20 protein-coding genes are annotated in these 24347 nt (G+C 70.7%); 11 read left to right on the top strand and 9 right to left on the bottom strand.

The window, feature by feature from the left end; all coding sequences use genetic code 11:
• The first annotated feature begins 927 nt into the window (after window positions 1–927).
• Both ACYQ78_RS22780 and ACYQ78_RS22775 read left to right on the top strand, forming a co-directional pair.
• Window positions 928–2058 carry a ThiF family adenylyltransferase gene (locus ACYQ78_RS22780; RefSeq protein WP_459802896.1) on the top strand — a complete coding sequence of 377 codons (1131 nt, stop codon included), beginning with the start codon at window positions 928–930 and terminating at the stop codon, window positions 2056–2058.
• Window positions 2055–3386, top strand: coding sequence for an ABC1 kinase family protein (locus ACYQ78_RS22775; RefSeq protein WP_459802895.1), 1332 nt, complete (start codon window positions 2055–2057; stop codon window positions 3384–3386). Before ACYQ78_RS22780 ends, ACYQ78_RS22775 begins: the two co-directional genes overlap by 4 nt.
• Window positions 3387–4130: 744 nt before the next feature.
• Here the strand turns inward: ACYQ78_RS22775 and ACYQ78_RS22770 are convergent.
• The 6 genes from ACYQ78_RS22770 to ACYQ78_RS22745 form a co-directional block, all read right to left on the bottom strand.
• A complete protein-coding gene (locus tag ACYQ78_RS22770) occupies window positions 4131–4784 on the bottom strand; it encodes a class I SAM-dependent methyltransferase (RefSeq protein ID WP_459802894.1) in 654 nt (217 codons plus the stop codon).
• A 70-nt stretch (window positions 4785–4854) separates the two neighbouring features.
• On the bottom strand, window positions 4855–5037 hold the full coding sequence (locus ACYQ78_RS22765) for a hypothetical protein (RefSeq protein WP_459802893.1): 183 nt from the start codon (window positions 5035–5037) through the stop codon (window positions 4855–4857).
• Between the two features lie 41 nt (window positions 5038–5078).
• A complete protein-coding gene (locus ACYQ78_RS22760; protein ID WP_030451771.1) occupies window positions 5079–5342 on the bottom strand; it encodes a WhiB family transcriptional regulator in 264 nt (87 codons plus the stop codon).
• A gap of 124 nt (window positions 5343–5466) precedes the next feature.
• A complete protein-coding gene (locus tag ACYQ78_RS22755) occupies window positions 5467–5715 on the bottom strand; it encodes a hypothetical protein (RefSeq protein WP_459802892.1) in 249 nt (82 codons plus the stop codon).
• Between the two features lie 147 nt (window positions 5716–5862).
• Complete coding sequence (locus tag ACYQ78_RS22750; protein WP_459802891.1) at window positions 5863–6729, bottom strand: acyl-CoA thioesterase; 867 nt, start codon at window positions 6727–6729, stop codon at window positions 5863–5865.
• The gene (locus tag ACYQ78_RS22745) at window positions 6726–8768 is read right to left on the bottom strand and encodes an ATP-dependent DNA helicase UvrD2 (protein WP_459802890.1); all 2043 of its coding nucleotides are present in this window, start codon (window positions 8766–8768) and stop codon (window positions 6726–6728) included. The genes ACYQ78_RS22750 and ACYQ78_RS22745 overlap by 4 nt, the downstream gene beginning before the upstream one ends.
• A gap of 150 nt (window positions 8769–8918) precedes the next feature.
• Between ACYQ78_RS22745 and ACYQ78_RS22740 the strand changes: the two genes are divergently transcribed.
• From ACYQ78_RS22740 to crcB, 5 genes are all read left to right on the top strand, one after another.
• Entirely contained in the window at window positions 8919–9851 is a 933-nt protein-coding gene (locus ACYQ78_RS22740; RefSeq protein WP_459802889.1) for an alpha/beta hydrolase, read from the top strand.
• 59 nt (window positions 9852–9910) lie between these two features.
• Entirely contained in the window at window positions 9911–10162 is a 252-nt protein-coding gene (locus ACYQ78_RS22735) for a mycoredoxin (RefSeq protein WP_459802888.1), read from the top strand.
• Between the two features lie 113 nt (window positions 10163–10275).
• Window positions 10276–10719 (top strand): fluoride efflux transporter FluC, encoded by a 444-nt coding sequence (locus ACYQ78_RS22730; RefSeq protein ID WP_459802887.1) that lies wholly within the window; start codon window positions 10276–10278, stop codon window positions 10717–10719.
• On the top strand, window positions 10716–11045 hold the full coding sequence (locus ACYQ78_RS22725) for a DUF190 domain-containing protein (protein WP_459802886.1): 330 nt from the start codon (window positions 10716–10718) through the stop codon (window positions 11043–11045). The genes ACYQ78_RS22730 and ACYQ78_RS22725 overlap by 4 nt, the downstream gene beginning before the upstream one ends.
• An 8-nt stretch (window positions 11046–11053) precedes the next feature.
• Window positions 11054–11416, top strand: a complete 363-nt coding sequence (gene crcB, locus ACYQ78_RS22720; RefSeq protein ID WP_459802925.1) for a fluoride efflux transporter CrcB — start codon at window positions 11054–11056, stop codon at window positions 11414–11416.
• Window positions 11417–11735: 319 nt separating this feature from the next.
• On the opposite strand, the gene nudC is transcribed toward crcB, so the two are convergent.
• Window positions 11736–12656 (bottom strand): NAD(+) diphosphatase, encoded by a 921-nt coding sequence (gene nudC / locus ACYQ78_RS22715; RefSeq protein ID WP_459802924.1) that lies wholly within the window; start codon window positions 12654–12656, stop codon window positions 11736–11738.
• 76 nt (window positions 12657–12732) lie between these two features.
• On the opposite strand from nudC, the gene ACYQ78_RS22710 reads away from it, so the two are divergent.
• Genes ACYQ78_RS22710 through ACYQ78_RS22695 form a run of 4 tightly spaced genes read left to right on the top strand, consistent with a single transcriptional unit; the run spans window position 12733 to window position 17958 of the window.
• Window positions 12733–13866, top strand: coding sequence for an ATP-grasp domain-containing protein (locus tag ACYQ78_RS22710; protein ID WP_459802885.1), 1134 nt, complete (start codon window positions 12733–12735; stop codon window positions 13864–13866).
• Window positions 13863–15428 carry an IucA/IucC family protein gene (locus ACYQ78_RS22705; protein ID WP_459802884.1) on the top strand — a complete coding sequence of 522 codons (1566 nt, stop codon included), beginning with the start codon at window positions 13863–13865 and terminating at the stop codon, window positions 15426–15428. The genes ACYQ78_RS22710 and ACYQ78_RS22705 overlap by 4 nt, the downstream gene beginning before the upstream one ends.
• Entirely contained in the window at window positions 15419–16924 is a 1506-nt protein-coding gene (locus ACYQ78_RS22700) for an IucA/IucC family protein (RefSeq protein WP_459802883.1), read from the top strand. The genes ACYQ78_RS22705 and ACYQ78_RS22700 overlap by 10 nt, the downstream gene beginning before the upstream one ends.
• Entirely contained in the window at window positions 16921–17958 is a 1038-nt protein-coding gene (locus tag ACYQ78_RS22695) for a type III PLP-dependent enzyme domain-containing protein (protein ID WP_459802882.1), read from the top strand. Before ACYQ78_RS22700 ends, ACYQ78_RS22695 begins: the two co-directional genes overlap by 4 nt.
• Here ACYQ78_RS22695 and ACYQ78_RS22690 read toward each other — a convergent pair.
• Complete coding sequence (locus tag ACYQ78_RS22690) at window positions 17937–21176, bottom strand: ATP-dependent helicase (protein ID WP_459802881.1); 3240 nt, start codon at window positions 21174–21176, stop codon at window positions 17937–17939. The genes ACYQ78_RS22695 and ACYQ78_RS22690 overlap by 22 nt on opposite strands.
• The gene (locus tag ACYQ78_RS22685) at window positions 21170–24328 is read right to left on the bottom strand and encodes an ATP-dependent helicase (RefSeq protein WP_459802880.1); all 3159 of its coding nucleotides are present in this window, start codon (window positions 24326–24328) and stop codon (window positions 21170–21172) included. The genes ACYQ78_RS22690 and ACYQ78_RS22685 overlap by 7 nt, the downstream gene beginning before the upstream one ends.
• Window positions 24329–24347: the final 19 nt, after the last annotated feature.

Raw genomic sequence — 24347 nt, 5'->3', positions numbered from 1 at the left:
TGCACGGTACTCGACACGCGCGGAATTCCACAGGGGGTCAACCCACGTTCCCGCTGGTCAATCAACGTTTCCCGCACGTTAAACCGGCCCACTGACCTCAGTGGTCATCCACAGGATCGCTGGTGAGGGCGTCCGGGAAGGCCGATAGGCGGCAGGATTCCGGGTTGTCCGGCAACGAATGGATATGGGCGGACACGCAAAAGTAAAACCTGAGCGGTCGGCGTGTCGGAACGGGGCGGGTCGGCGCGGACGGGTGGGGTGGGCGCGCAGATCGCCGGGTTCAGCAGTGGCTGCCGGGGGCGTCCGGATCTTCGAGTCGGCGTTCGCATGCAGGTGAGGCGTCTTCAGGCTCTGAGGCCAGATGCCGTTGCGTCTGGCGGGATGGCCATCTGCTCTCGCCCTGACACCCCAATAGGCCCACCGGCCCTCACGCGGGCACGCTCACCAAGGCACTGGGGCGATCACGGAGACGAGACCGGCAACGGCTGAAATTACACCCATACATCACAGGCGCTCGACCCTTGCCAGGACCAAGCTCGCAGACGGCAGAAGCCAAGCTGCCGGTCGCCCTGGCGCGTCGCCACGTCACAGATGCGTCGATGGATCGCGCCGCCCAGGCACCCACCGCCAGAAGTCGTCGTGAGAGCTCCGGCTCGCACCAGCACTCCGATTCGTGCCCACTGTCCGGCTCGCACCAGCAGTTCCGACTCGTGCCAGAGATCGACATGTGATGGAGCTCCGGCTCGGGCGAATTCCGGTGGTTATCCACAGCCCTGCGGATGAAGATCTGCGGGCGGGCTGTGACGTGCGGATTCGTCCGTCCACGGTTCGGGGAGCGGGTGGTTCGGCTTGGCAGGGCACGGAGGTTATCCACAGGCGGGCGGAAAGTGTCTCGGGGGCGGGGCCGGGTGTGGCAGTTTCCCGGCCATGACACAACTGCTGGGTATGGCCAGCCGGCCGCGAGTGAAGCCCGCCGTCGGGGTGGCGACGCGTGATGAGGAGACGCTCCAGTTCGGGCTGCATCCCGTGCGGGCGGTGCTGCTGACCGGGCTCGACGAGCGGGGGCGGCGCTTCGTGGCGTTCCTCGACGGCACGAGGACTCTGGCGCAGGCCATCGACGAGTCCGGGATCGACGAGGCGATCGCCACGCGGATCATCGACCTGCTCGCCGGGCGCGGGCTGCTCGACGACGTCTCCGGCCCGGCGCCGCTGACCTCGCTCAGCCGGGAGGAGCGCGACCGGTTCAGGCCCGACCTGGAGGCGCTGTCGCTTCCTCCCACTGTGTACGAACTCACCGAGACCGCCTCCGGTCAGAAGTCCCCTCCTCCGGCCCTGGACGGCGGCCTGAAGGCCTTTACAGGCAGACAAAGGTCTTATGTCCGGATTTACGGTGCCGGGCGGATAGGCGCCCGTGTGGCCGCGCTGCTGGCCGCGGCCGGAGTCGGGCGGATCTGCGTGCTCGATCCCGAGTGCGCGCGACCGGAGGACGTCGTCCCGGGCGGGCTCGGCTGGGAACACGTGGGCAAACCGCGTGAAGACGGCGCGGTGGCGGTGGCCAAGGCGGTCGCGCCGAGTGTCACGGCGTGGGAGGGCCGCACCGCCGCCGGGCTCATGGACGGCGCCGCCGCCCCCGACATGGTCGTGCTGGCGCCCATAGGGGCGGCCGATCCGATGCTGGCCCACGACCTCACCGCGCTGGGAATCCCCCACCTGCTCGCGACCTGCGCCGAGGGATGCGGTTCGGTGGGGCCGCTGGTGGTGCCGGGGCAGTCGCCGTGCCTGGGGTGCATCGAACTGACCCGACGGGACCGTGATCCGGGCTGGCCGTCGGTGCGGGCCGCCATCCGGGGGCAGTCGGGATGCGACACCATCACGTCGGGTCTGGTCGCCGGTCAGGCGGCCGGGCAGGTGCTCGCTTTCCTCGACGGGCGCGGCGTAGACGCGATCGGAACGGCGGAAATCCTGCCGGATTTACAGTGGCGGCGGCGGGTGTGGCCGCGTCATCCCCGATGCCGTTGTAGTCGAAACGACCAGGCTGGGCTAACAATGGTCGCGTGAGTGACCTTCCGCGCAACGCCGTGACGCGCTCGGCGAAGCTGGCGGCCCTGCCCCTGGGGTTCGCCGGGCGCACTGCTCTCGGCCTGGGGAAACGGATCGGCGGGAAGTCCGCGGAAATCGTCGCCCAGGAGATCCAGGAGCGTACTGCGGCGCAGATTTTCAAGATTCTCGGTGAGCTCAAGGGCGGGGCGATGAAGCTCGGCCAGGCGCTGTCGATCTTCGAGGCGGCCCTGCCGAGCGAGATCGCCGGGCCTTACCGGGCCACTTTGACCAAACTCCAGGACGCCGCGCCACCGCTGCCCGCCTCGACCGTGCACCGCGTGCTGGCCGAGGAACTGGGCGCCGACTGGCGGGAGAACTTCCTGTCCTTCGACGACCGTCCCGCGGCGGCCGCCTCGATCGGTCAGGTCCACCGCGCGGTCTGGCACGACGGCCGCGAGGTCGCCGTGAAGATCCAATACCCGGGTGCGGGCAAGGCGCTGATCTCCGACTTCAACCAGCTCGCCCGGCTGGGGAAGATGTTCGGAGCGCTGCTGCCGGGGCTCGACATCAAGGCGGTGCTGGCCGAGCTGAAAGACCGGATCGTCGAGGAGCTCGACTACTTTTTGGAGGCCGAAGCGCAACACGCGTTCGCGGTCGCCTTCAAAGACGACCCCGACTTCCGCGTCCCCGATGTGATCGCGGCCAACGAACACGTCCTGGTGACCGAGTGGATCGACGGGACCCCCCTGTCCAAGGTGATCACCGACGGCGAAACCGCGGAACGCGATCGGGCCGGCCTGCTGCTGACCCGTTTCCTGTTCAGCTCCCCCGCCCGGGTGGGCATGCTGCACGCCGACCCGCACCCCGGCAACTTCCGGATGCTGCCCGACGGCCGGCTCGGCGTGCTCGACTTCGGCGCGGTCAACCGCCTGCCCGAGGGCTACCCGCCGGTGTTCGGCCGGCTGGTCCGGCTGTTCAACCAGGGCGACATGGAGACCGTCGTCGAGGGCCTGCGCGAAGAGGGCTTCATCCGCCCGCACATCGAGGTCGACATCGAGGCGCTCCGGTCCTTCCTGGCGCCTTACGTGGAACCGACCCAGGTCGAAGAGTTCACCTTCAGCCGAGAATGGCTCCAGGCCCAGGCCGCCAGCGCGACCGACCTCCGCTCGACCAACGTGGTCCGGCAGCTCAACCTGCCCGCGACCTACGTGCTGATCCACCGGGTCCACGCTGCGGGCGTGGGCGTCCTGTGCCAGCTGGGCACCACGGCCCGCTTCCGCGACGAGGTCCTCGACTGGGTCCCCGGCTTCGCCAACGAGAACGGAGAGCCCGCTCCCACCGCCTGAAAACACCCCAGCCCCAATCGACCGGCGAAGGCGCACAGCTACGACTTCGGCCAATAGGCGATGCCGCCACTCAGCCGAGCGCCGATACGAACCATGTTCCTGGCACTGCAGCCCAACGGGGCGGCCCTGCACCCGGCGCATGCTCGGCTCAACCTGGAATCCGCTGGGCCGACCATGGTCATGTCACCTGTGGCCCGACGCGGCGAACCGCACCCGACACTCCTGCGTTGATCAGCAAAGAAATTCGCCAGCGCTGAGACCTGACACGCGACACACATTCCGCAGGCACGCGCGGCCCAATGGGGAACCCGCCAAGGGCCCAAGCCAAATGGCGTGATGCCCACCCATGGCCCAGTCGAGAACGTGTCGCGGGCCGAACCCAACCGGGCGACGATCGCCTCGGCCCGCACACGTGGCCCACCGGAACCTGCAGACCTAGCGCGGGGCCGACGCAGCACACCTCCGCCGCGCGTGCATGACCCCGCCGAGAACCCGTCAGGGCTTGCAAACCAGTTCAGCAACACCCCACCGCACACGCCCGGATCAGCTCAACGTGCCAACCCAGGCCATGGTCATGTCGGTCGTGCCCCAGTGAGGCGGCGCCCCTGTCGACGAGTACAGCGACACTCGAAGATCACCCCGGCCGGTCCGTTTGTGATCATCTTCCGCTCGCCCCGGCCTGGCCACCGGCAGCGCCGAAGATGAGGCGCCCTGCGGATCGTTCGGATCTTTAGGCTCCGCGGGTCAGGTCGCAGGTTCTTGGGGTGTGCGGCGGGCGAGGAGATATGCCTGGGGAAAACCTCGTTTCAGGTCCTCGACCGGGGCGATGACCAGTCTCGCGATCTCGGTGAGGCCCGCATCCAGGAGCAGGGCAGCGATACGGTCCGGTGAATACCGGTAAGCCGGAGTGACCGAGTGGTCGAAGAGTTCGGCCAGCTCTGTGGAGTCGTAGGCCTGGAAGCCGAGCAGTACATGTCCCCCGGGCTCCAGTACCCGGTGGAACTCGGCAAAGGTTTCGGGGAGGCGTTCCGGGCGGGTGTGGATGATCGAGTAGTTCGCCACCACGCCGGACAACGTCCCGTCCGGAACCGGGAGGGCGTTCATGGTGCCGGTCTCGAAGTGCAGGGCCGGGTGTAAGGCCTGGGCCAGGGCGATCATCTCGGGAGACAGGTCGAGGCCGAAAGCGTCCACCCCCAACATCTGCAGGTGGGCGGTCACGTGGCCGGGGCCGCAGCCCACGTCCGCTACTCGGCCGCCACTCGGGATCAACTCGGCGAAGAGCGGGATCATCGCGTGGCTGAGCGGGGTCGAGTGGTAGCGATCGGGGATGTCTCTCGCGTAATTCGAAGCGGCGGCGTTGTAGGCCGTGCGGGTGGTGAGGTCGTCCGGCTCGTTCATGGCCGGTCATGTTATGCAGAAAGGCCCGGGTGTGTAGTGGTACACCCGGGCCTTTTTCTACAAGTGGCTGTTAGAGCCTCGCCAGGGCCGCCTGGAGGGCGGCGGTGGCGCGAGCGGCGCGTTCGCGGGCCTTGTTCGCGCTGGCCACGCGGCTGGCGAGGCGGTGCTCCGCGGCTTCCCGCTGGAGCCCTCGTATTCGCTCATCTACCAGTTCCTGGAAAAGATGTGGCGCGGAGGTCGTGTGGAAGGTCATCGGACTTCTCTTTTCTTTGGATATGAGTCGGGTTGTTGTCGTCAGAGCGGGAGCGGAGTCTTCCGCGGCCGGCCACGGGGCCGCTTCCGCGGGACGACAGTGCCTCGCAGGATCAGCTCGCCGCCCCAGACACCCCAGGGCTCCTCACGCTCGAGGGCCCGGGCCAGGCAGGTCTCCCTGATGGGGCAGCCGCCGCAGAGCGCCTTCGCGAACTCGACGTCTTCGGGAGACTCGGCGAACCAGAGGTCGGGGTCGGTACGACAGGGGATCTCGGCTTCGATCAGGTCCATGACCGGGGCCGCCATCTGCGTCACCTCTTTGTGAATCGGGTTGGTCGTTTTGTCCTTTGCAGTGGGGATTCGGGGCCGGAGAAACAAGAAGGCCGCGGATCCTGTGTGGGGATCCGCGGCCTGGAGGCTGATTGACCGGTCAGGTTGTGACTGGTCGACTCCAGGCAGGACGCGGACGCCCCACTCCACCGTTGCGGGCGGTGTGGACGGTCTGCTCATTGCGCATGTGCCGGACTAGCTGGCTCGGCGCGGAAGCGCGCTTGGCGTGCTTGACGCCATCGGTGCCGTCGACGCGGAGTTTGGCCTGCGGGCCATACGAGGCGGCTTCGGCGGCAGGGCGTGCGGCGGCGAGCCACGGCGTGGCGATCGCGAATGTGATGTTCAGCACTGGGCTCACCTCCTGGGTGGTTCTCTTCGTCGTTCTCATCTGGGGGTCGGACAGTACTGTCCGACTCGCATGTGCATGACCCTAAACGGCGAGGCGCCGAGTGGGCAACATATTTTCCACCTGCGATGACAGAGAAATTTTCCGGGTTCAGCCAACCCGGATGAGGCACTCCTGGACGACCGACACGGCCAGTTCTCCGGAGGCGGTGAACATCTGCCCCTGGGCGAGGCCGCGGGCGCCGCCGGACCACGGGGATTCCTGGGCGTACAGGATCCAGTCGTCGGCGCGGAACCTGCGGTGGAACCACATGGCGTGGTCGAGGGAGGCGCCGGAGATGTTCGACGGGCCCCAGGCCAGACCGTGGGCGAGCAGGACCGTGTCGACCAGGGTGTAGTCGCTGGCGTAGGCCGCGAGCACGACGTGGAGCAGGGGGTCGTCCGGCAGGTCGGCGTCGTACCGGAACCAGACCTGGTTCTCCGGGCCGATCAGGCTCGGGTCGCGGTTGGCCTCCCACGTGAGCGGGGTGATGTAACGCGCGTCGAGCGGGCGGGGGCGCGACAGCCAGGCCGACCAGGCGGGGTCGTCGCCGATGAGGTTGCGCAGCCGGTTCTGCAGCGGGGCCAGGGTCTCGGGGGCGGGGACCTCCGGCATGACGGCGGCCTGGTGGTGGACGCCGTCCTCTTCGATGTGGAAGGAGGCCGACATGGTGAAGATGACCTTGCCGTGCTGGACGGCCACGACCCGGCGGGTGCTGAACGAGCGGCCGTCGCGGACCCGGTCGACCGTGTAGACGATCGGGATCGCCGGGTCACCCGGGCGGATGAAGTAGGCGTGCAGCGAGTGGACCTGGCGGTCGGAGCCGACCGTGCGGGCCGCGGCCATGAGGGCCTGGGCGGCGACCTGGCCGCCGAAGACCCGCTGGATGCGCTCCTCGGGACTGCGGCCGCGGAAGATGTCGAGTTCGATCTGCTCCAGGTCGAGCAGGTCGAGCAACTCCTTGAGGGCGGAGTTCACGATGCCTCCATGCGGCGTCGGACGAGGGAGAGTACGGCATGACCGTATCGCTCCAGTTTGACGCGGCCGATCCCGGCTATCGCGAGCAGGGCCTCCTCGGTGACGGGAGCGCGTTCGGCGATGGCCTGAAGGGTGACGTCGGTGAAGACGACGTAGCTGGGGACCTTGGCCTCTTTGGCCGCCTCGGCCCGCCACGCCTTCAGTTCCTCCAGCAGCGCCTCGTTGTATTCGGCGGGGCAGGTCGCGCAGCGGCCGAGTTTCTGCTCGGGGCCGGTGGCCAGCCTGCGGGCGCAGACCCGGCAGGTGGCGGGGGCGGCGACGGCCCGGCGGACGGGCTGCGGTGAGAACGGCGGCGGCGCGGCCGACGGGGTGCCGGCGAGGGCCTCCACGAAACGCGACGGACGGCGCGACCTGCGGCCCCCGGGCGAGCGGGCCAGCGCCCACGACAGGTTGAGGTGGACGCGCGCGCGCGTGATCCCCACATAGAGAAGGCGGCGCTCCTCCTCGATCTGGTCGGGAGTCTCGGCGTACACGATCGGGAGCATGCCCTCGGTGAGGCCGATCAGGAAGACGGCGTCCCATTCGAGGCCCTTGGCGGCGTGGAGCGAGGCCAGGGTGACGCCCTCGACCGGCGGGGCGTGCTGTTCGGCGGCGCGGCGTTCCAGGTCGGCGACGAAGGCGGGCAGGTCGCCGCCCCGGGCGGCCAGGTCTTCGGCGAGTTCGGCGATGGCGTTGAGGGACTCCCACTTCGCGCGGGCGGTGCCGCCGCCGGGGCGCTCGGGGGTCAGGCCGATGCCGGCCAGGATCGTGTGGACGGCCGGCGCCAGCGGCTCCTCGTCGTTGGCCGAACGCGCGGCGCCACGGAGAAGGACGACGGCCTGGCGGACCTCGGGGCGCTCGAAGAAGCGTTCGGCGCCGCGCAGCAGATAGGGGACGCCCGCCTGGGTGAAGGCCTGTTCGTAGGCCTCCGACTGGGCGTTCACCCGGAACAGGACGGCGATCTCCCTGGTCGGGACGCCGTCGGCCATCAGCTTCTTGACGCGCAGCGCCACGCCGAGCGCCTCGGCGGCCTCGTCGTCGTATTCGGTGAAGGCCGGTTCGGGGCCCTGGTCGCGCTGGGCGACCAGTTCGAGGCGGTGGGCGCTGCGGGCCATCACCCGGTTGGCCAGCGTGACCACTTCAGGGGTCGAGCGGTAGTCGCGGACGAGCTTGATGACCGCCGCGCCCGGATGTTCGACGCCGAAGCTCGTGAGGAAGTGGGGGCTGGCGCCGGTGAAGCTGTAGATCGTCTGGTTGGGGTCGCCGACCACGCAGACGTCGTCGCGGCCACCGAGCCAGGTGTCGAGCAGGAGCTTCTGGAGCGGGTTGACGTCCTGGTATTCGTCGACCACGAAGTAGCGGTATTGGGAGCGGATCTGGTTGGCGACCTCGCGGTGCTCGGTCATCACCGCAGCGGTGAGTTCGAGGATGGTCTCGAAGTCGACCAGGTGGCGGGCGCGGCGGAGCTTCTCGTACTGGTCGAAGACGCGGGCGAGCTCCTCGGCCGGGATCGGCGGGGTGCGGCGGGCCTTGAGGGCGGCGGCCGGATAGTCGTCGGGGCCGTGCTGGGTGACCTTGGCCCACTCGATCTCGCTGGCGACGTCGCGGAGCTCGGCACGTTCGGGGTTGCGGCGCAGCATGCGGGCCGCCTCGATCAGCAGCGGCAGCTTCGACTCGATCACCTGGGGCGGGTCGCCGCCGATGACGCGCGGCCAGAAGTAGGTGAGCTGGCGCAGCGCGGCGGCATGGAAGGTGCGCGCCTGGACGCCGGGCGCGCCGAGCTCGCGCAGCCGGTGGCGGAGCTCTCCGGCGGCGCGGGTGGTGAACGTCACGGCGAGCACGCTGCCCGCTTCGGCGATACCGGTTTGCACCGCATGGGCGATTCTGTGGGTGATGGCCCGGGTCTTGCCGGTACCTGCTCCGGCCAGCACGCACACCGGGCCGCGGAGCGTTTCGGCCACCGCGCGCTGCTCGGGATCGAGGCCCGAAAGGACGTCCAAATGAGGCTCCCAACGTGCGCGGCGGGGTGATCTGCTGGCATCATCCTTGCAGCACCCGACCAAGAACATCTCAACAGCCGGGCTGCCCATGGCAAAGAGGGAGCGTTCCCGGCGGACACGACGGGGCGCGCGCGGGGAGGTTTCAGACCGTTGAAGAAAGCGGCCGTCGCCGGTGCGCTCGCAGTCGCCGCCGTCGTCCTCAGCTCTCCGGTGCACGCCCACGCGAAGACCGGCAGCCCGCAGCCGTCCGCCACGGTCTCACCGACCCCCGAGCCGACGCCGACCGTCTCGTCCACGCCGCCGCCGGTGCGGGAGCGCAAGACGACGGTCCGCTACGGCAGGCACGTCAAGCAGCGCATGGACGTCTACTGGCGCGCCAACGACCAGCTCGTGCGGCCGGTGGTGTTCATGATCCACGGTGGCTGGTGGTCGGGTGGCGACAAGGCCTACATGAAGGCCATCACCCGCAGCTATTTCGAGCTCGGCTACGTCGTGGTCAACGTCAACTACCGGCTGTCCGGCGACGCGCGGTGGCCGGCCCAGCGCGACGATGCCCTTGAGGCGATCGCCACCACCCGCCGCATGGCCGGTGAGTTCGGCCTCGACGCCAACCGCTACGCCGTGATCGGCTTCTCGGCCGGTGGCCACATCGCCGCCGCCGTCGGCACCTACGGCGACGGCCAGCCCGGGTTACGCGCGGTCGTCGGCGTCTCTCCGGTGATCTCCCCGCTGACCGCCTTCTCCGACGGCGGCGCCGACGCCACCCACGAGCAGCGCAAGCTGCGTCAGGCGGCCGTCGCACTGGCCGGGGGCTGTGGCCCCAACAAGTGTCCCCGGATCTGGTCGAGCATGGAGATCCCGTTCCACGCCTCTCCCGGCGACGCGCCGATGCTCAGCGTCCACTCGGCCAGGGAGTTCGTGCCGCCCTACCAGAGCGAGCTGCTGCGCGAGTCGCTGGCGACCTACGGCGTGAACATGACGGTCCGCAGCTACCCCGGGACCTACCACAGCTCGCCTCTCTTCCGGGAGCCGGGCGTGGCCGAGACCATCCAGTCGTGGGTCATCGGACATCTGGCGTACTGAGTGGGAAGATGAGCACCATCCGTCGTGTTGGCAATGACTGCCGACAGAAAGGGACGAAAATGGCGCTCACGGTATACACCACCACGTGGTGTGGCCCATGCAAGCGGCTCAAGAGCCAGCTCACCCGCGAGGGGATCGCCTACCAGGAGGTCGACGTCGAGGCCGACCCGCAGGCGGCGTCGTTCGTGGAGAGCGTCAACAAGGGCAACCGCGTCGTCCCGACGGTCGTGTTCCCCGACGGCAGCGCGGCGACCAACCCTTCGGTGATCGAGGTCAAGCGTCGCCTGGAGACGATGGGCCAGTCGATATAATCGCTGGTGAGCGGTGGTGGGGCCCACCGCCCGCCCGATCTTCGGGCGGAGAACCGCAGACCCGCTGCCAACGGTCCCTACCCGCAGATGAACGCTGCCGGTAGGAGGCCCAGATGCATGAGCCGGTCGACCCCGACGTCGATCTCCACGTGCCCGCTCAGCGCGGCGAGGTGTCCTGGTCGACGATCGGGGTGATCTCGGCCGGTGGGGTCGCGGGGTCTCTGGTCCGGTACGGGCTGGGGGTGCTCTTCCCGAGCGCCCCCGGTTTCCCGTGGACGACCCTCGCGATCAACGTCACCGGATGTCTGCTCATCGGTGTGCTCATGGTGGTGATCACCGAGATCTGGGCGGCACCTCCGTTGGTACGTCCCCTTCTGGGGGTGGGCGTTCTGGGGGGATTCACCACGTTCTCCACGTACATCGTGGACATCGGCCTACTGGTGGCGGGCGATGCACCCCGCGCGGCCCTGGTCTACCTGGTGGCCACGCCGCTGCTGGCGCTGGCCGCCGTGTGGGCGGGCGCGGCGGCGACCCGACGGCTGGGGAGGCGGACATGACACCCGCGTTGCGGCTGACCATCTTCGTCGGCGAGACCGACACCAGTCATCACAAGCCGCTCTACCACGAGATCGTGCACCGGGCGCATGCCGCCGGGCTGGCCGGGGCGAGCGTGTTCCGGGGCATCGAGGGCTACGGCGCGTCCAACCACATCCACACGACGCGCATCCTGTCGCTGTCGGAGGACCTGCCGGTGTCGATCGTGATCGTCGACGACGCCGAGCGGATCCGGGCGTTCCTGCCACAGCTCGACGGGCTGATCGGCGAGGGTCTGGTCATGGTGGACGAGGTCGAGGTCCACCGCTACGGGGGAAAGCCGCTGTGACCGGTCTCCTGCCCGCCCTGCTCGTGGCGGTGGGGGCGGCGGTCGGCGCCCCACTGCGCTACCTGACCGACCGCCTGATCCAGTCACACCACGACAGCGTCTTCCCGTGGGGGACGTTCGGGGTCAACCTGTCCGGCTCGGCGCTGCTGGGCTTCCTGGTCGCCCTGCCCGCCGACCGTGCGGTGATGGCCCTGGCGGGGGTGGGCTTCTGCGGCGCCCTCACGACCTATTCGACCTTCAGCTACGAGACGCTGCGACTCGTCCAGGACGGGGCCCGGCTCGCGGCGGTGGCCAACGTGGTGGCGAGCATCGCGGGCGGCCTGGGCGCGGGGGTGTGCGGCATGCTCCTGGCCCGCGCCATCGCAGGCTGAGCCCATATACCGAAATTTCGGGCGGCGACTGCCGCCCGACCTTCGCCACGCACATGGGGTGCCACGGGCCGCTTGGAGGTACCACGAAATTTCGGGGGATGCTGCCCAGCAGGGTGAACTTGCGTGCTCGACCGACGGCGTCGTCACAGGCCCGTCGGCCCAGGAGATGCTCCTTGCCCGCGCCATTAAGCCGGGGAGCCATAGGCCGAAATTTCGGGCGGCGGCAGCCGCCCGAACGACGACGTGAGCGCAGGTGCCGATGACCGGTTGGAGGTATCCCGAAATTTCGGGTGGCTGGTGCCCGGCGGCGTCGTCCGGGTCAGCGGCCCCAGGAGCCCTCGTCGTCGATGGCTGAGCCGTACCAGGTTTCGATCAAGCGGCGGGCGATGGAGACCGGGGGTGGCAACCGGAGGTCGCCGGTGGCGATGGCCAGGCGCATTTCCTCTCGGCTGTACCAGCGGGCCTCGGCGATCTCCTTCGGGTCCAGGGTCAGTTTGCTGTCCAGGGCGCGGGCGAAGAAGCCCAGCATGAGGCTGCGAGGGAAGGGCCAGGGCTGGCTGCCCAGGTAGCGGGGGTCCGCAACACGTACACCCACCTCTTCGAAGACCTCTCGGGCCAGAGCTGCCTCCAGGGATTCGCCTGGCTCGACGAAGCCTGCCAATACCGACATGCGGCCCTCGGGCCACTGGGGGCCTCGGGCCAGGAGGATGCGGTCGTCCGGGTCGCGGATGAGCATGATGACGGCGGGGTCGACGCGGGGGAAGTGCTGGCTGCCGTCATTCGGGCAGATGCGCACGTGGCCGCCCTGGGTCACCGTCGTCTCGGTGCCGCACTGGGGGCAGAAGCGGTGGGTGGAGTGCCAGGACTCCAGGGCGACGGCGTAGACGAACAGGCCCGCGTCGCGGTCGCCGAGGAGGGAGCCCGCCTCGCGGAGGCCGGCCGAGTCGGCGTCGTCGGGCAGTTTCGCGGTGACGGAGAAGTAGGCCACGCCGTCGGCGACGCCCAGCAGGTGGCGCTGGCCCTCGGGGGACTCGTCGGGAGAGAACAGGACGAGTTCGGCCTCGTCGCCGCTGCGCTTGATCAGCGTCTGGCCCTCGTTGATCACCATGACCCGGGTGGACGGATCACCCCATGTCCGGTCGAGCCAGCCGGGGTCGTTGCGGAGCTGGGCGGATCGGTCGATGGTGCCACGGCTGAGCAGCAGGGGACCCAGGAGTCCCTCGGTGATGTCCACAGGGATATCCTTGCGTATTGCCGCACGCAGACGGCTGTTCCCCACTACAGTTCTAGAGGTTAGGTAAGCCTTACCTCAGGGGATGCACTTGCGGCTGTACCTCACTTCGCTCAACCCCACCGACTCGGTCACGCGGGGCTTCCTGCCCGCCGCGAAGGCCCTCGGGTGGGAGATCACCGTCCTGACCGACCATCCAGAGTCGTATGCCGGGTACGAGACGATCCACGCCGACGTACGCGACCCGAAGACCGTCATCGACGTGATCGCGCGCCACCACGCGCCGGATGTGATCTTCTCCAACTCCGACCACCTCCAGGTCGAGACCGCCCTGGCCGCCGACTACTTCGGCCTGCCGGGCAAGGACTGGCGGGCCTGCCTGACCGCCAAGAACAAGGCGCTGACCCGGCGCGCGCTCGGCGATGTGCGCTCGGCCCGGCTGGTGCCGGGCGAACCGCTGCCCGAGGTGACCTTTCCCGTCGTGGTCAAACCGCGTGAGGGGGTGGCGAGTGAGGACGTCGTGCTGGTCAGGGAGGATCTCCGCGCGGCCGCCGACGACATCTGGAGCCGCCGCCCGGGGGCGGTGCTGGTGGCCGAGGAGTATCTCGACGGGCCGCTGATGACCCTCGAAACGCTGGGCGACGGCACCTCGACCACGATCCTCGGCGGGTTCCGCACCACGCTGGGGCCGCTGCCCCACTTCGTGGAGGAACGCCTCGACTGGGCACCCGACCTTCCCGGCGCCGACCTCGTGAAAGCGCAACTCGACGCCCTGGGCATCGGATTCGGCGCCTGTCACACCGAATACGTCCTCACCGAGGAGGGGCCGCGGATCGTCGAGGTCAACTACCGGGTCATCGGCGACAACTGCGACCTGCTGATGGCCGACCATCTCGACGTGCCGCTGTTCGAGTGGATCCTGCGGGTGCACGCCGGTGAGCGCGTGCCGCGGGTGCCGCACGCCTCGGGGCACGCCGCCACGATCAGCGTGCTGGCCACCCGGTCGGGCACGATCATGAAGGCGCCCACGGAGCTGACCGGCTCCTACGAGGACGTGCGGCTCTGGCATCTGCCGCTCAAGGAGGCCGGGCAGCCGGTCGCGGTGACCCACACCAACCGCGACTACCTGGCCCTGCTGCGGGCGATCGGGCCCGACCGCGACGCCGTCGACACGGCCGCGAAGGCCTTCCTCGACGCCCACCCGTGGGTGGTCGCGTGACGAACGCCACGGCGGTGCGGGTGAGCCGGGATACCTACCTGGCGACGCGGGTGCTCAACGCCCTGATCAGGGAGGACGTCGGCGGGCTCGCCGGGCGGCTGAGCTGGGACAAGGCGGGGGCCTACGTTCCGCTGTCGAGGTCGCGGCGGGTGCGGCTGGCGCCGGGGTTCCCCTCGGGCGGCCTCGAAGGGCTGTTCCAGGACTTCACGGTGGCGCCGGGCGAGACGCTGCGGCTGCGCGAGGTGCTGGCGACGCTGGCCAAGATCGCCGATCCGGCCGACGCCGATGGGGTGGCGGCCTTCCGCGAGGAGTGCCGTCAGACGCTCACCGGTCTGGAGCTGCTCGACCGGCACCGCGCCTCGGTGGAGGACAGGCTGCCCGAACTGGGGCCGATCGGCTACGAGGTGCTGGCCGCGTTCACCGACCATCCGGTCTATCCGACCGCGCGCTGCCGCCACGGGCTGACCGAGGAGGAACTGCTCGCCTACGCGCCCGAGTTCGCGCCGCGTTTCACGCTGCGCTGGGCGGCGGTGCCGGGCGCCGGTCCGGTGCCCGAGTTCTTCCCGTCGTTCGCGGCCGTCGGGCTGCCGCCCGGCCTGGCCGCGACCCACCGCCTGTTCCCGGTGCATCCTCTGTCGTTGCCGCAGGTCAGCGCCGTGGTCGCGCCGCTCGATTTCCTTCCGGTACGACCCACGCTGTCGATGCGCACGGTCGAGGTGTCGCCGCGTACCCACCTGAAGATGCCTCTCGCCACGGCGACGCTCGGGGCGCGGAACCGGCGGTCGATCAAGCCGGGTGTCCTCGACGACGGCGCCCGCGCCGAGCGGCTGCTGGCCGAGGTGCTCGACCGGCATCCGGGCATGCGGGTCTGCCTGGCCGGGGAGCAGGAGTTCGCCCATTCGGGCAACGAGTTCCTGGCCTGGATGGCCCGGCGGCTGCCCGAGGGCGAGATCGTCTCGGTGGCCGCGCTCACCGTCCCCGGCGTGCTCGGCGCGCTGGCCGACCGGCACTACCGGGGCGACGTCGAGGCCCTCCTCGCCGACTACCTCCGGGCGCTGATGACCTGGAACGTCACGCTCTTCGTCCGCTACGGCATCGCGCTCGAAGCGCACCAGCAGAACCTCGCGCTGGTCTTCGGCGACGGGCCGATGCGCATTCTGATCAAGGACAACGACGGGCTGCTGGCCTCCCCCGACCACCTGGCCGCCGCCGGGGTCGGGATCCCCTCCTTCGCCGACGAGCGCATGCTCACCGGCGACCCCCACGCGCTGGCCGACGTCTTCGTGACGATCACCCTGCACCTGGCCGCCGCCGCCGTGACGCTCCGGCCAGGCCTGGTCAGGGCCGCCCTCGCCGAGGCCCTCGACGGGCACGGCGACCATCCGATGGCCCGGCTGCTGCGCAACCGCACGCTGGAGGCGGCCCGGCTCGTTGGCAAGAGCATGGTCACCGCCGGGAGCCTGGTCTCCAAGGCCCGGTCGGGGGCGAAGGACATCAACAAGTTCTATGGGACCAGCGGGCCCAACTATCTGCGAAAGGGGTCCTCTGGCCCATGTACATAGACGTCGCGGAGCGCGCCACCGTCGCGGCCCTTCTCCGGTGCTGCATCCGCGAGTTGCCCGGCCAGGCGTTTCCGGCGGGGCCGTACACGATGGTGCGGGTCGGTGGGGTGTGGCTGCGGGCGCTGACCAGTGGCGGTGCCGCCGTCCGGGTCGAGCGGCCGCAGCGGCTGACCGGGTCGGTCTGGGAGGAGCTCAGGTCGGACGACCTGGTCGGGCTGGTCGCGCGGGAGTTCCCCGGGGTCAACGGCGAGTTCGCGGCGCAGGTGACGGGCAGCCGGGAGGTCATCGAGCGGCTGCTGACGGCGCGCGCGCACGCGAAGCCGCCCACCGACGACTGGATGGCCTCGGAGCAGGAGCTCGTGTTCGGCCATCCGTTCCATCCGGCGCCCAAGGCCCGTGAGGCGGCCAAGGGCGACTGGATCGACTACGCGCCCGAGGCGCACGCCCGGTTCCCTTTGCGGTTACTGGCCGTGCGCGAGGATCTGGTCGTCGAGGAAGGCGACGTGAGCGCCCTCGACGCGATCCCGGCCGAGGTGCCGGCGGGCTACCGGCTGCTGCCGGTGCATCCGTGGCAGTTCGAACTGGTCCAGCCGCCGCTGGGCGACGGGAGGCTGCTCGACCTGGGGTGGGCGGAGCACGACGTGCTGCCGACGTCGTCGGTGCGGACCGTCTACGACCCGCTGCTCGACAAGTGCCTGAAGTTCTCCCTGGACGTGCGGATCACGAACTGCGTGCGGAAGAACGCCTGGTACGAGCTGTCCGGGGCGGTCGAACTGTCGAAGCGGCTGGCGCCGGTGTTCGCCGCCCTCCGCGAGCGTTTTCCCGGCACCCGCTGGCTGCCCGAGCCCGGCTACCGCACGGTCGACCTGGGGAAAGAGCTGCTCGAAGGGCTCGGGGTGCTGGTGCGGTGCAGCCCGCACGGGCGCTGCGGGCCCGGTGTCACGCCGGTGCTGGCGGGGGCGCTGGCGCTGCGCGACATCGGGGGCGACGATCCCGTGTCGTGGTGGCGGGCCTATGTCGAGGTCGTCGCGCTGCCGGTACTGGAGGCGTACCTGCGGCACGGGGTGGTCTTGGAGCCGCATCTGCAGAACGTGCTCGTCGGGCTCGACGCCGATGACCGGCCGGTGCAGGCGGTGTTCCGGGACCTCGAAGGGACCAAGCTGGTCGGGCACGACCTGGCCGGGGTTCCCGAAGAGGTGGCGGCGGCGATGACGTACACGGCGGAAAAAGGGTGGGATCGGGTGGTCTACTGCCTGGTCGTGAACCATCTGGCCGAGATCGCGGCCTCCCTGAATGCGCCGCTCGACACGCTGTGGGGCGTGGCCGCCGAGGAGATCTCCGCCTACGGCGACTCGATCGGGTGGCCGGAGCCCCTCAGGCGGTTGATGTCGGGGGTGCCGCTGCCGGCGAAGGCCAATCTGACCGTGCGGTGGGCGCGGCGGGCCGACCGGGCGGCGACCTACGTTCCGGTGGCGAACCCGCTGGTGACCGCGTGATCGCGGAGATCGCCGGGCGGCTGGGCGACGTTCCCGCCTATGTGTACGACCTCGCCGCGCTCGACGCCCACGCCGCCCGCGTCAGGGCGGCCATGCGCGAGATCGAGGTCTACTACGCCGTCAAGGCCAACCCCGATCCGGCGATCCTGCGGACCCTGGAGCCCTACGTCGACGGGTTCGAGGTGTCGTCGGGGGGCGAGTTCGACCACGTGTCGGCGCTGTTCCCGGGGAAGCGGCTGGCGTTCGGCGGCCCGGGGAAGACCGTTTCCGACCTGGCGAGGAAGCCCTACCGGTTCCACGTCGAGAGCCCTCGGGAGCTCGACCTGCTGGAAGGCGACGTGCTGCTCCGGCTGAACCTTCAGGCCGAGGTCGAGGGCGCGGCGCTGGCGATGAGCGGGCCGTTCGGGATGGACCCGGCGATGGTGGCGGAGTGCCGGAACAGGTCCGGAAATTTCCGGATCAGGGGTGTTCACGCCCACCTCGCCAGCGGCCTCCACGCCCCCGCCCTCGTCGACCTGGCCCGCACGATCCTCGACCACGCCCATGACGGCGAAGAGGTGTGCGTCGGCGGCGGGATGGCGGTCGACTACACCGATCCCGCGAACGTCTTCGATTGGACGACCTACGGCGAAGGTCTACGCGGCCTCGGCCACAACGTTGTGAGGATCGAGCCCGGCCGGGCCATGACCGCCTACTGCGGCTGGTATCTGACGAAGGTCCTCGACGTGAAACGCGTCCACGGCGAGCTGTTCGCCATCCTGACCGGCGGCACCCACCATCTCCGCACGCCGGTCACCAAGGGCCACGACCAGCCCTTCGTCGTGTTCGGCGAGGGTGGCGACGAGGAGGAGATCACCCTCGTCGGCCAGCTCTGCACCCCGAAGGACGTCTTCGCCCGCCGGGTCAGAGCCGCGCTGAAGCCGGGTGACGTCGTCGCCTTCGCGATGGCGGGAGCGTACGCGTACAACATCTCCCACCACGACTTCCTGATGCACCCGAAGCCCGAGTTCCACTACGTCTCGGGGATGCCGTAGATCAGCGCCGTCAGGTCGTCGAGCTCCATGAGGTCGACCGGCCGGACGGTGCGGTTCTCGAGCACGTAGTGGAAGGCCGCGCCGACCCGGGTCAGCGGCACCTCGGCCAGCTTCGACCAGGCCAGCCGGTAGGCGGCGAGCTGGATGGCCTGGATCCGGGCGGCGGCCGAGTTGCGGGGCCGGGTGCCGGTCTTCCAGTCGACGACCACGTAGCCGCCGTCGTCGCGGGGGAAGACGGCGTCCATCCGCCCCCGCACGAGCCGGTCGGCGATGACGGTCTCGAACGGGACCTCCAGGTCGACGGGGGTGCGGTCGGCCCATTCGCTCTCCTCGAACCGCTCCTGGAGTTCGCGGAGCTGGTTGTCGGCCTCGTTGACCTCGTCGGCGGCGCCGGGGAGGTCGAGTTCGTCGATGAGCCGCTGCTGACCCCACCGGGTTTCCAGCCAGCGGTGGAACGAGGTGCCCCGCCGGGCCAGCGGCGCGGGTTTGTGCGGCAGCGGGCGGCGGATCTCGCGGGCGTAGGCCGCCGGGTCCTTGGCCAGCGAGACCAGGGAGGACACCGACAGGCGCAGCGGCAGTTCGACGAGGTTGCCCTCGCGCCGCCGGTCGCGTTCGCGCAGCAGCAGGGTGGTGTCGCGGGCCCACGACTGCATGCGGTCCTGCTCCCACTGGCGCACCTCGCCGACGCCCTCGTCGTCGAGCCCCTCCATGACCTCCCGGATGAACCGCGCGCCCTCGGCGACCCCGTCGCGGACGACCGGGCTCGGCCACTTCGCCTCGGCGGGCTCGGCCAGCAGGGGGTTCTCCACGGCGTCGTCGTCGGTCCAGACGGCGACGGTGGTCGCGTGGTCGCGTACCTCCAGCAGGAACCGTGAGGGCTCCAGCGGCCGGGAGGCGGTCCCCCACCGGTAGCCCGAGGCGATCAGCAGGTAGTGGGCCCTGGTCACCGCGACGTAGGCGAGACGGCGTTCCTCGCGCAGGTCGCGGGCCCGGCAGGCCTCGTCGAAGTCGGCCAGTTCCTCTTTGCCGAGCCCTTCGAGGGCGGGCAGGTCGCGGGCGTCGCCGCGCAGCGCGTAGGGGAGCTTGCGTGGGTTGTCGGTCCAGCGGGAGTTGGTGACCGGGGTGGCCGGGAAGATGCTCCCCCGCGCCAACCCTCCGGCCGCCGTGGTCACCTCGGAGAGGCCCGGCACGATCACGATCGGCCATTCGAGGCCCTTGGAGGCGTGCACGGTCATCAGCTTGACGCTGTTGGTCTCGCCGACCCGGCCGCCTTCGAGGCCGAACTCCTCGGTCTCGGCGGCCTTCAGGTAGGCGAGGAACGCCCCGAGCGTCGGGTCTTCGGCGTCTCCGGCGAACCGAGAGGCGGCGTCGAGGAAGGCGTCGAGGTCGGCGCGGGCGGCCAGCGGGCTGCCGCCCCGGGCGGCCACCTCGACGTCGAGACCGGTGCGGCGCTCGACCTCGGAGATCAGGTCGGGCAGCGGCAGCCCGGCGTGGGCGCGCAGCAGCCGCAGCTCCTCGGCCAGCCTGGGCAGGCGTTCGCGGGCGAGCGGGGAGAACGGGTCGAGCCATTCGGGCCGGTCGGGCAGTTCGTCGAGGGCGTCGATGATGCTGCCGCGCTCCGACTCCAGGTCGGCGACCACCTGGTCGAGCGGGTCGCTGGGCCGGCCGCCGCGCTGGTCGCGCTCGCGGTTGAGCTCCCGCGACAGGTCGCCGAGCTGTTTCAGGTCGGCGGGGCCGATGCGCCAGCGGGGCCCGGCCAGCAGTCTGATCAGGGCGTCGCCGGCGGTGGGGTCGTACATGACCCGGAGAGTGCAGACGATGTCGGCCACCTCGGGCACGGTGAGGAGCCCGCCGAGCCCGACCACCTCGACCGGGATGCCGCGCGCCTCCAGCGCCCGGCGGAGCGTGGGGAACTGCGAGCGCTTCCTGGCCAGGATCGCGATGTCGCCGGGCTGCACGGCGGGCCCCTGTTTGGGCTTGCCGCGCTCGCCCTCGCCCCACGGAAGCCCGTCGGGCGCGAATTCAACCCCGAGATTCTTCTGTACGCCTTCCGCGATCCACTCGGCCTCGTCCTCGGCGGTCGCGTGGTAGGCCGCCACCACCCGGCCCCGGTCGGCCCGGTTCTCCCCCGCCGTCAGCACGGGCACCTCGGCGGTCTCCCGCCGCAGGTCGGTCTGGACCCGGGCGGCGACGTCGAGCACCCGTTCGCCGTTGCGGAAGCTGATCGACAGCTGCCGGACCGGCGCCGGTTCGCCCTGGGCGGTCGGGAAGTCGTGCGGGAAGCGGGACAGGTTGCCCGCCGAGGCGCCGCGCCAGCCGTAGATCGACTGGCACGGGTCGCCGACGGCGGTGACGGGATGCCCGCCCCGGAACAGCGACCGCAGCAGGACGAGCTGGGCGTGGCTGGTGTCCTGGTATTCGTCGAGCAGCACGACCGTGAACCGGGCCCGCTCGACCTCGCCGACTTCTTCGTGCCGGGAGGCGATGCGGGCGGCCAGCGCCATCTGGTCGCCGTAGTCGATCACCTCACGGGCCCTTTTCAGGCGTTGGTACGCCTCCACGAGCGGCAGCAGCTGCTCGCGCATGCCCTGGATGTGCACCGGCTTGCGCTGCGCCTGGGTGACCCGGCCCGGCAGCATCGCCAGCCGCTCGGACCAGCGTTTGCCGTAGTCGCGGACCTCCTGGGCGGTGGCCAGGTGTTCGGCCATCTCCCCCGCGAGGTCGAGCACGGCGGCGGTGACGCTCGGGGGGCCGAGGTCGACCTGGTCCATCGGGCCGTCGTACTGGCCGACGACGCGGGCCGCCATCTGCCAGGCGACGGCCGGGGTGACCAGGCGCATCGTCGGTTCCATCGCCTCGCGCAGCGCGTTGTCGGTGACCAGGCGCGCGGCGTAGGCATGGTAGGTCGAAATGGTCGGCTCTATGGTGAGATCTACCGCGATCTCGGTCTTCTCGGCCAGCGTGGTGAGCCGCTTGTGCACGCGCTCGGCCAGTTCGGCCGCCGCCTTGCGGGTGAAGGTGAGGCCGAGGATCTGCTCGGGTTTGGCGAAGCCGTTGGCGACCAGCCAGACGACCCGCCCGGCCATGGTCTCGGACTTGCCCGACCCGGCCCCGGCGATGACGACCATCGGCTCGCGGTCGGCGGAGATCACGGTGGCCTGCTCGTGAGTGGGCGGTGGCACCCCCAGCGTCGCCGCCAGGTCGAACGGGGTCAGCACACCTGGCCCCCGCCGTCGTTCACCGGGCAGGACAGCCGGGCCGCGCACGTGCGGCAGCCGTCGTTGACCTTGGCCACGAACAGGTTGGCCGACATCCCGGCCGCGACCGTGGTGACCAGGTCCTGCGCCCATTCGGGGTGCGGGTCGTCGGCGAGCGGGATCTGCGACTGCTCCCTGGCCAGCGGGCCGGTCCCGGCCGCCTTGCCGACCTGGAGCAGCGCGGCGCCGCCGGGCTCGGTCATGCCGTGGCGCTCGAACGCGCCCAGCACGGTCGCGAGCTGGTAGACGCCGAGCTGCGGGTGGCGGTCGAGCTCGTCGTCGCGCGGTTTGGCGGTGCCGGTCTTGATGTCGATGATGACCGCGCGGCCCTCGCCGTCGCGCTCGACCCGGTCGACCCGGCCCTTGATGACGACCCCGTCGGAGACCACCTGGGTGAACGACTCTTCGAAGCCGACCAGCTCGCGCGGGTTCTCGCGGTGCCAGGTGAGGAAGCGGTCGACCATCTTCTCGGCGACGTGACGCTGCTTGCGGTTGAACCAGACGCCGCCGAAGTCGAGGTCGTCCCACACGTCGTCGAGCCGTTTGGCCAGTTCGTCGGTGGAGTGCTCCTCGGCGGCCAGGACGGCGATGGCGTGGATGACGTTGCCGAAGACCTGGGGGACGCTCTCGCCCCCCGTACCGACGGCCGTTTCGAGGATCCACCGCAGGCCGCACTTGGTGAACTTCTCCACCGCCGACGGCGAGATCTGCACGACCCCGTCGGGCCAGCCGAGGGGGCGGTCGTCGGAGATCTCGGTGAGGGCGTACCAGGTCTTGGGGTCGGCGCCGGGCACGCCCTCGTCGGCGAGCCGGGCGAGGTGGCGGGCGGCGGCGCGGCGCATCGGCTCGGGCCGGTTGACGTCGCAGACGGCGGCGCGCAGGTCGGCCACGAGGGCGGGCATGCTCAGCCAGCGGGCGCGGTCGTCGACGGTGGCGTTCTCCAGGCCGCCGGGAACCAGCTCGTTGAGGAACCGCGACGGGCGTTCGTCGGCGTCCTCGCCGCCGACGGCCGTCACGACGAGCCTGCTGCGGGGGCGGGTGGAGGCGACGTAGAACAGGCGGCGCTCCTCGGCCAGCATCTTCGAGCCGAGGGCGTACCTCTCGGCGTCGGTGCCGCCGACCTCGACCCCGTCGGCGAGTTCGACCAGCGATTCGACGCCGAGCAGCGAGCCGCGCACGCGCAGGTCGGGCCAGACGCCCTCCTGCACCCCGGCGGCGACCACGACGTCCCATTCGAGGCCCTTGGAGCGGTGGGCGGTGAGGATCCTGACCGTCTCGCCCTCGGGCGCCTGGGCGGCCAGCGAGTCGGCCGGGATCTCCTGGGCCATCAGGTCGTCGACGAACACCTCGACCCCGGCCTGCGGCAGCCGGTCGACGAACTTGGCGACGTAGTCGAACAGGTTCACCACGGCGTCGAGGTCGCGGTCGGCCTGGCCGCCCCGGGCGCCTCCGTTGAGGCTGGCCTGGGTCCAGCGGTCGGACAGGCGGCTGGCCTTCCAGACCTCCCACAGGGCGTCTTCCGCCGTCATCTTCTTCGCCACGCACTCGCGGGCGGTGGCGAGCAGGTCGGCCAGGCGCTGCGCGGGCGCGGCGACGTGGGGTTCGAGCAGGGTCAGCTCCTCGGCCGCCTGCACGGCCGCGACCAGCAGGTCGTCGCTCGACCGGGGCGGGACGACCCCGGCCTCGTGCTCGGAGATGCGCAGCCCGCGCCGCAGCCGCCGGACGCCGATCATGTCGGTGCCGCCGAGCGGGCTGATCAGCAGCTCCTCGGCGGTGGCGACGTCGAGTGAGCCGGGCTGGGCGGCGGCCTTCAGCAGCAGGATGAACGGCCGGACCCCGGGTTCGGTGATCAGCGGGCCCGCGTCACCGGTGACGACCACGGGCACGCCCGCCGTGTGGAGGGCCCGGCGCAGCATCGGGACCTGCCGGGTCGCGCTGCGCACCAGCACCGCCATGCGCTGCCACGGCACGCCGTCGAGCAGGTGGGCCCGGCGCAGCGTGTCGGCGACCACGGCGGCCTCCTGGGCGACGCTGTCGGCGATCACGACGCGCACCTCGCCCGCCTCGATGCCGTCGATCGCGTGGATGTCGCGGTGCCGGGCCTCGCGCTGGCTGGGCGGCAGCTTGGCGGCGACCCGGCGGGAGGCGGCCAGCAGTTCCTCGCCCATGCGGCGGCAGGTGCGCAGGGCGACGACCGGCGCGGGGCGGTCGTCCGTGGTCCGGAAGCGTTCGGGGAAGTCGAGGATGTTCTTCACCTCGGCGCCCCGGAAGCCGTAGATGGCCTGGTCGGGGTCGCCGACCACGATCAGGTCGCGGCCGTCTCCGGCCAGGCCGCGCAGCAGCGCCTCCTGGGCCGGGTCGGTGTCCTGGTATTCGTCGACGAACACGACGTCGTAGGCGGATCGCTCGCGATCTCTGACCGGGCCGTCGGCCAGCAGCGCGGCGGCCTCGCGGATCAGTTCGGCGTAGTCGAGCGTCCAGACCGGGTCGAGGTCGAAGCGTTCCTGGTAGCGGTCGGCGAAGCGGCCCACGGCGACCCAGTCGGACCGGCCGTGGGCGTGGCCGAGCTCGACGAGATCGGGGCCGCTGATGCCGCGTTCGCGGGCGCGGGCCAGGAAGTCGCGGACCTCCTCGGCGAAGCCGCGGGTCTTGAGCCACTCGCGCATCGCCTCGGGCCAGCGCTGGGCGCCGTCTTCGAGCTCGCCGTGCAGCAGGCGGCGCACTTCGAGGAGCTGCTCGGGGCCGGTGAGCAGCCGGGGCGGCTGCTGCCCGGCGTCGAGGGCCTCACGGCGCAGCAGGGCGAAGGCGTAGCTGTGGAAGGTCAGCGCGAGCGGGGTGCGGGTGGTGCGGCGCAGCCGGGCGGTCACCCGGTCGCGCAGGTCTCCGGCGGCCCGGCGGCTGAACGTCAGCACGAGGATGCGCTCGGGATCGACCCCGCGCGTCTCGACCCGGTCGACGACGCTCTCGACGATCGTGGTCGTCTTCCCGGCGCCCGGCCCGGCCAGCACGAGCATCGGCCCGCTCTCGTGCGCCACGACAGCCCGCTGATGCTCGTCGAGCACGGGACCGGGCCCGCGCCCCACACCCCCACGCCGCACCAGCCGATAGTTCATAACCCGTCATTTCATCACG

It is taken from the genome of Herbidospora sp. RD11066 (assembly GCF_054661255.1).
Note: the sequence above shows the minus strand (reverse complement) of the source record. Positions and strands in the feature narration are given on the sequence as shown.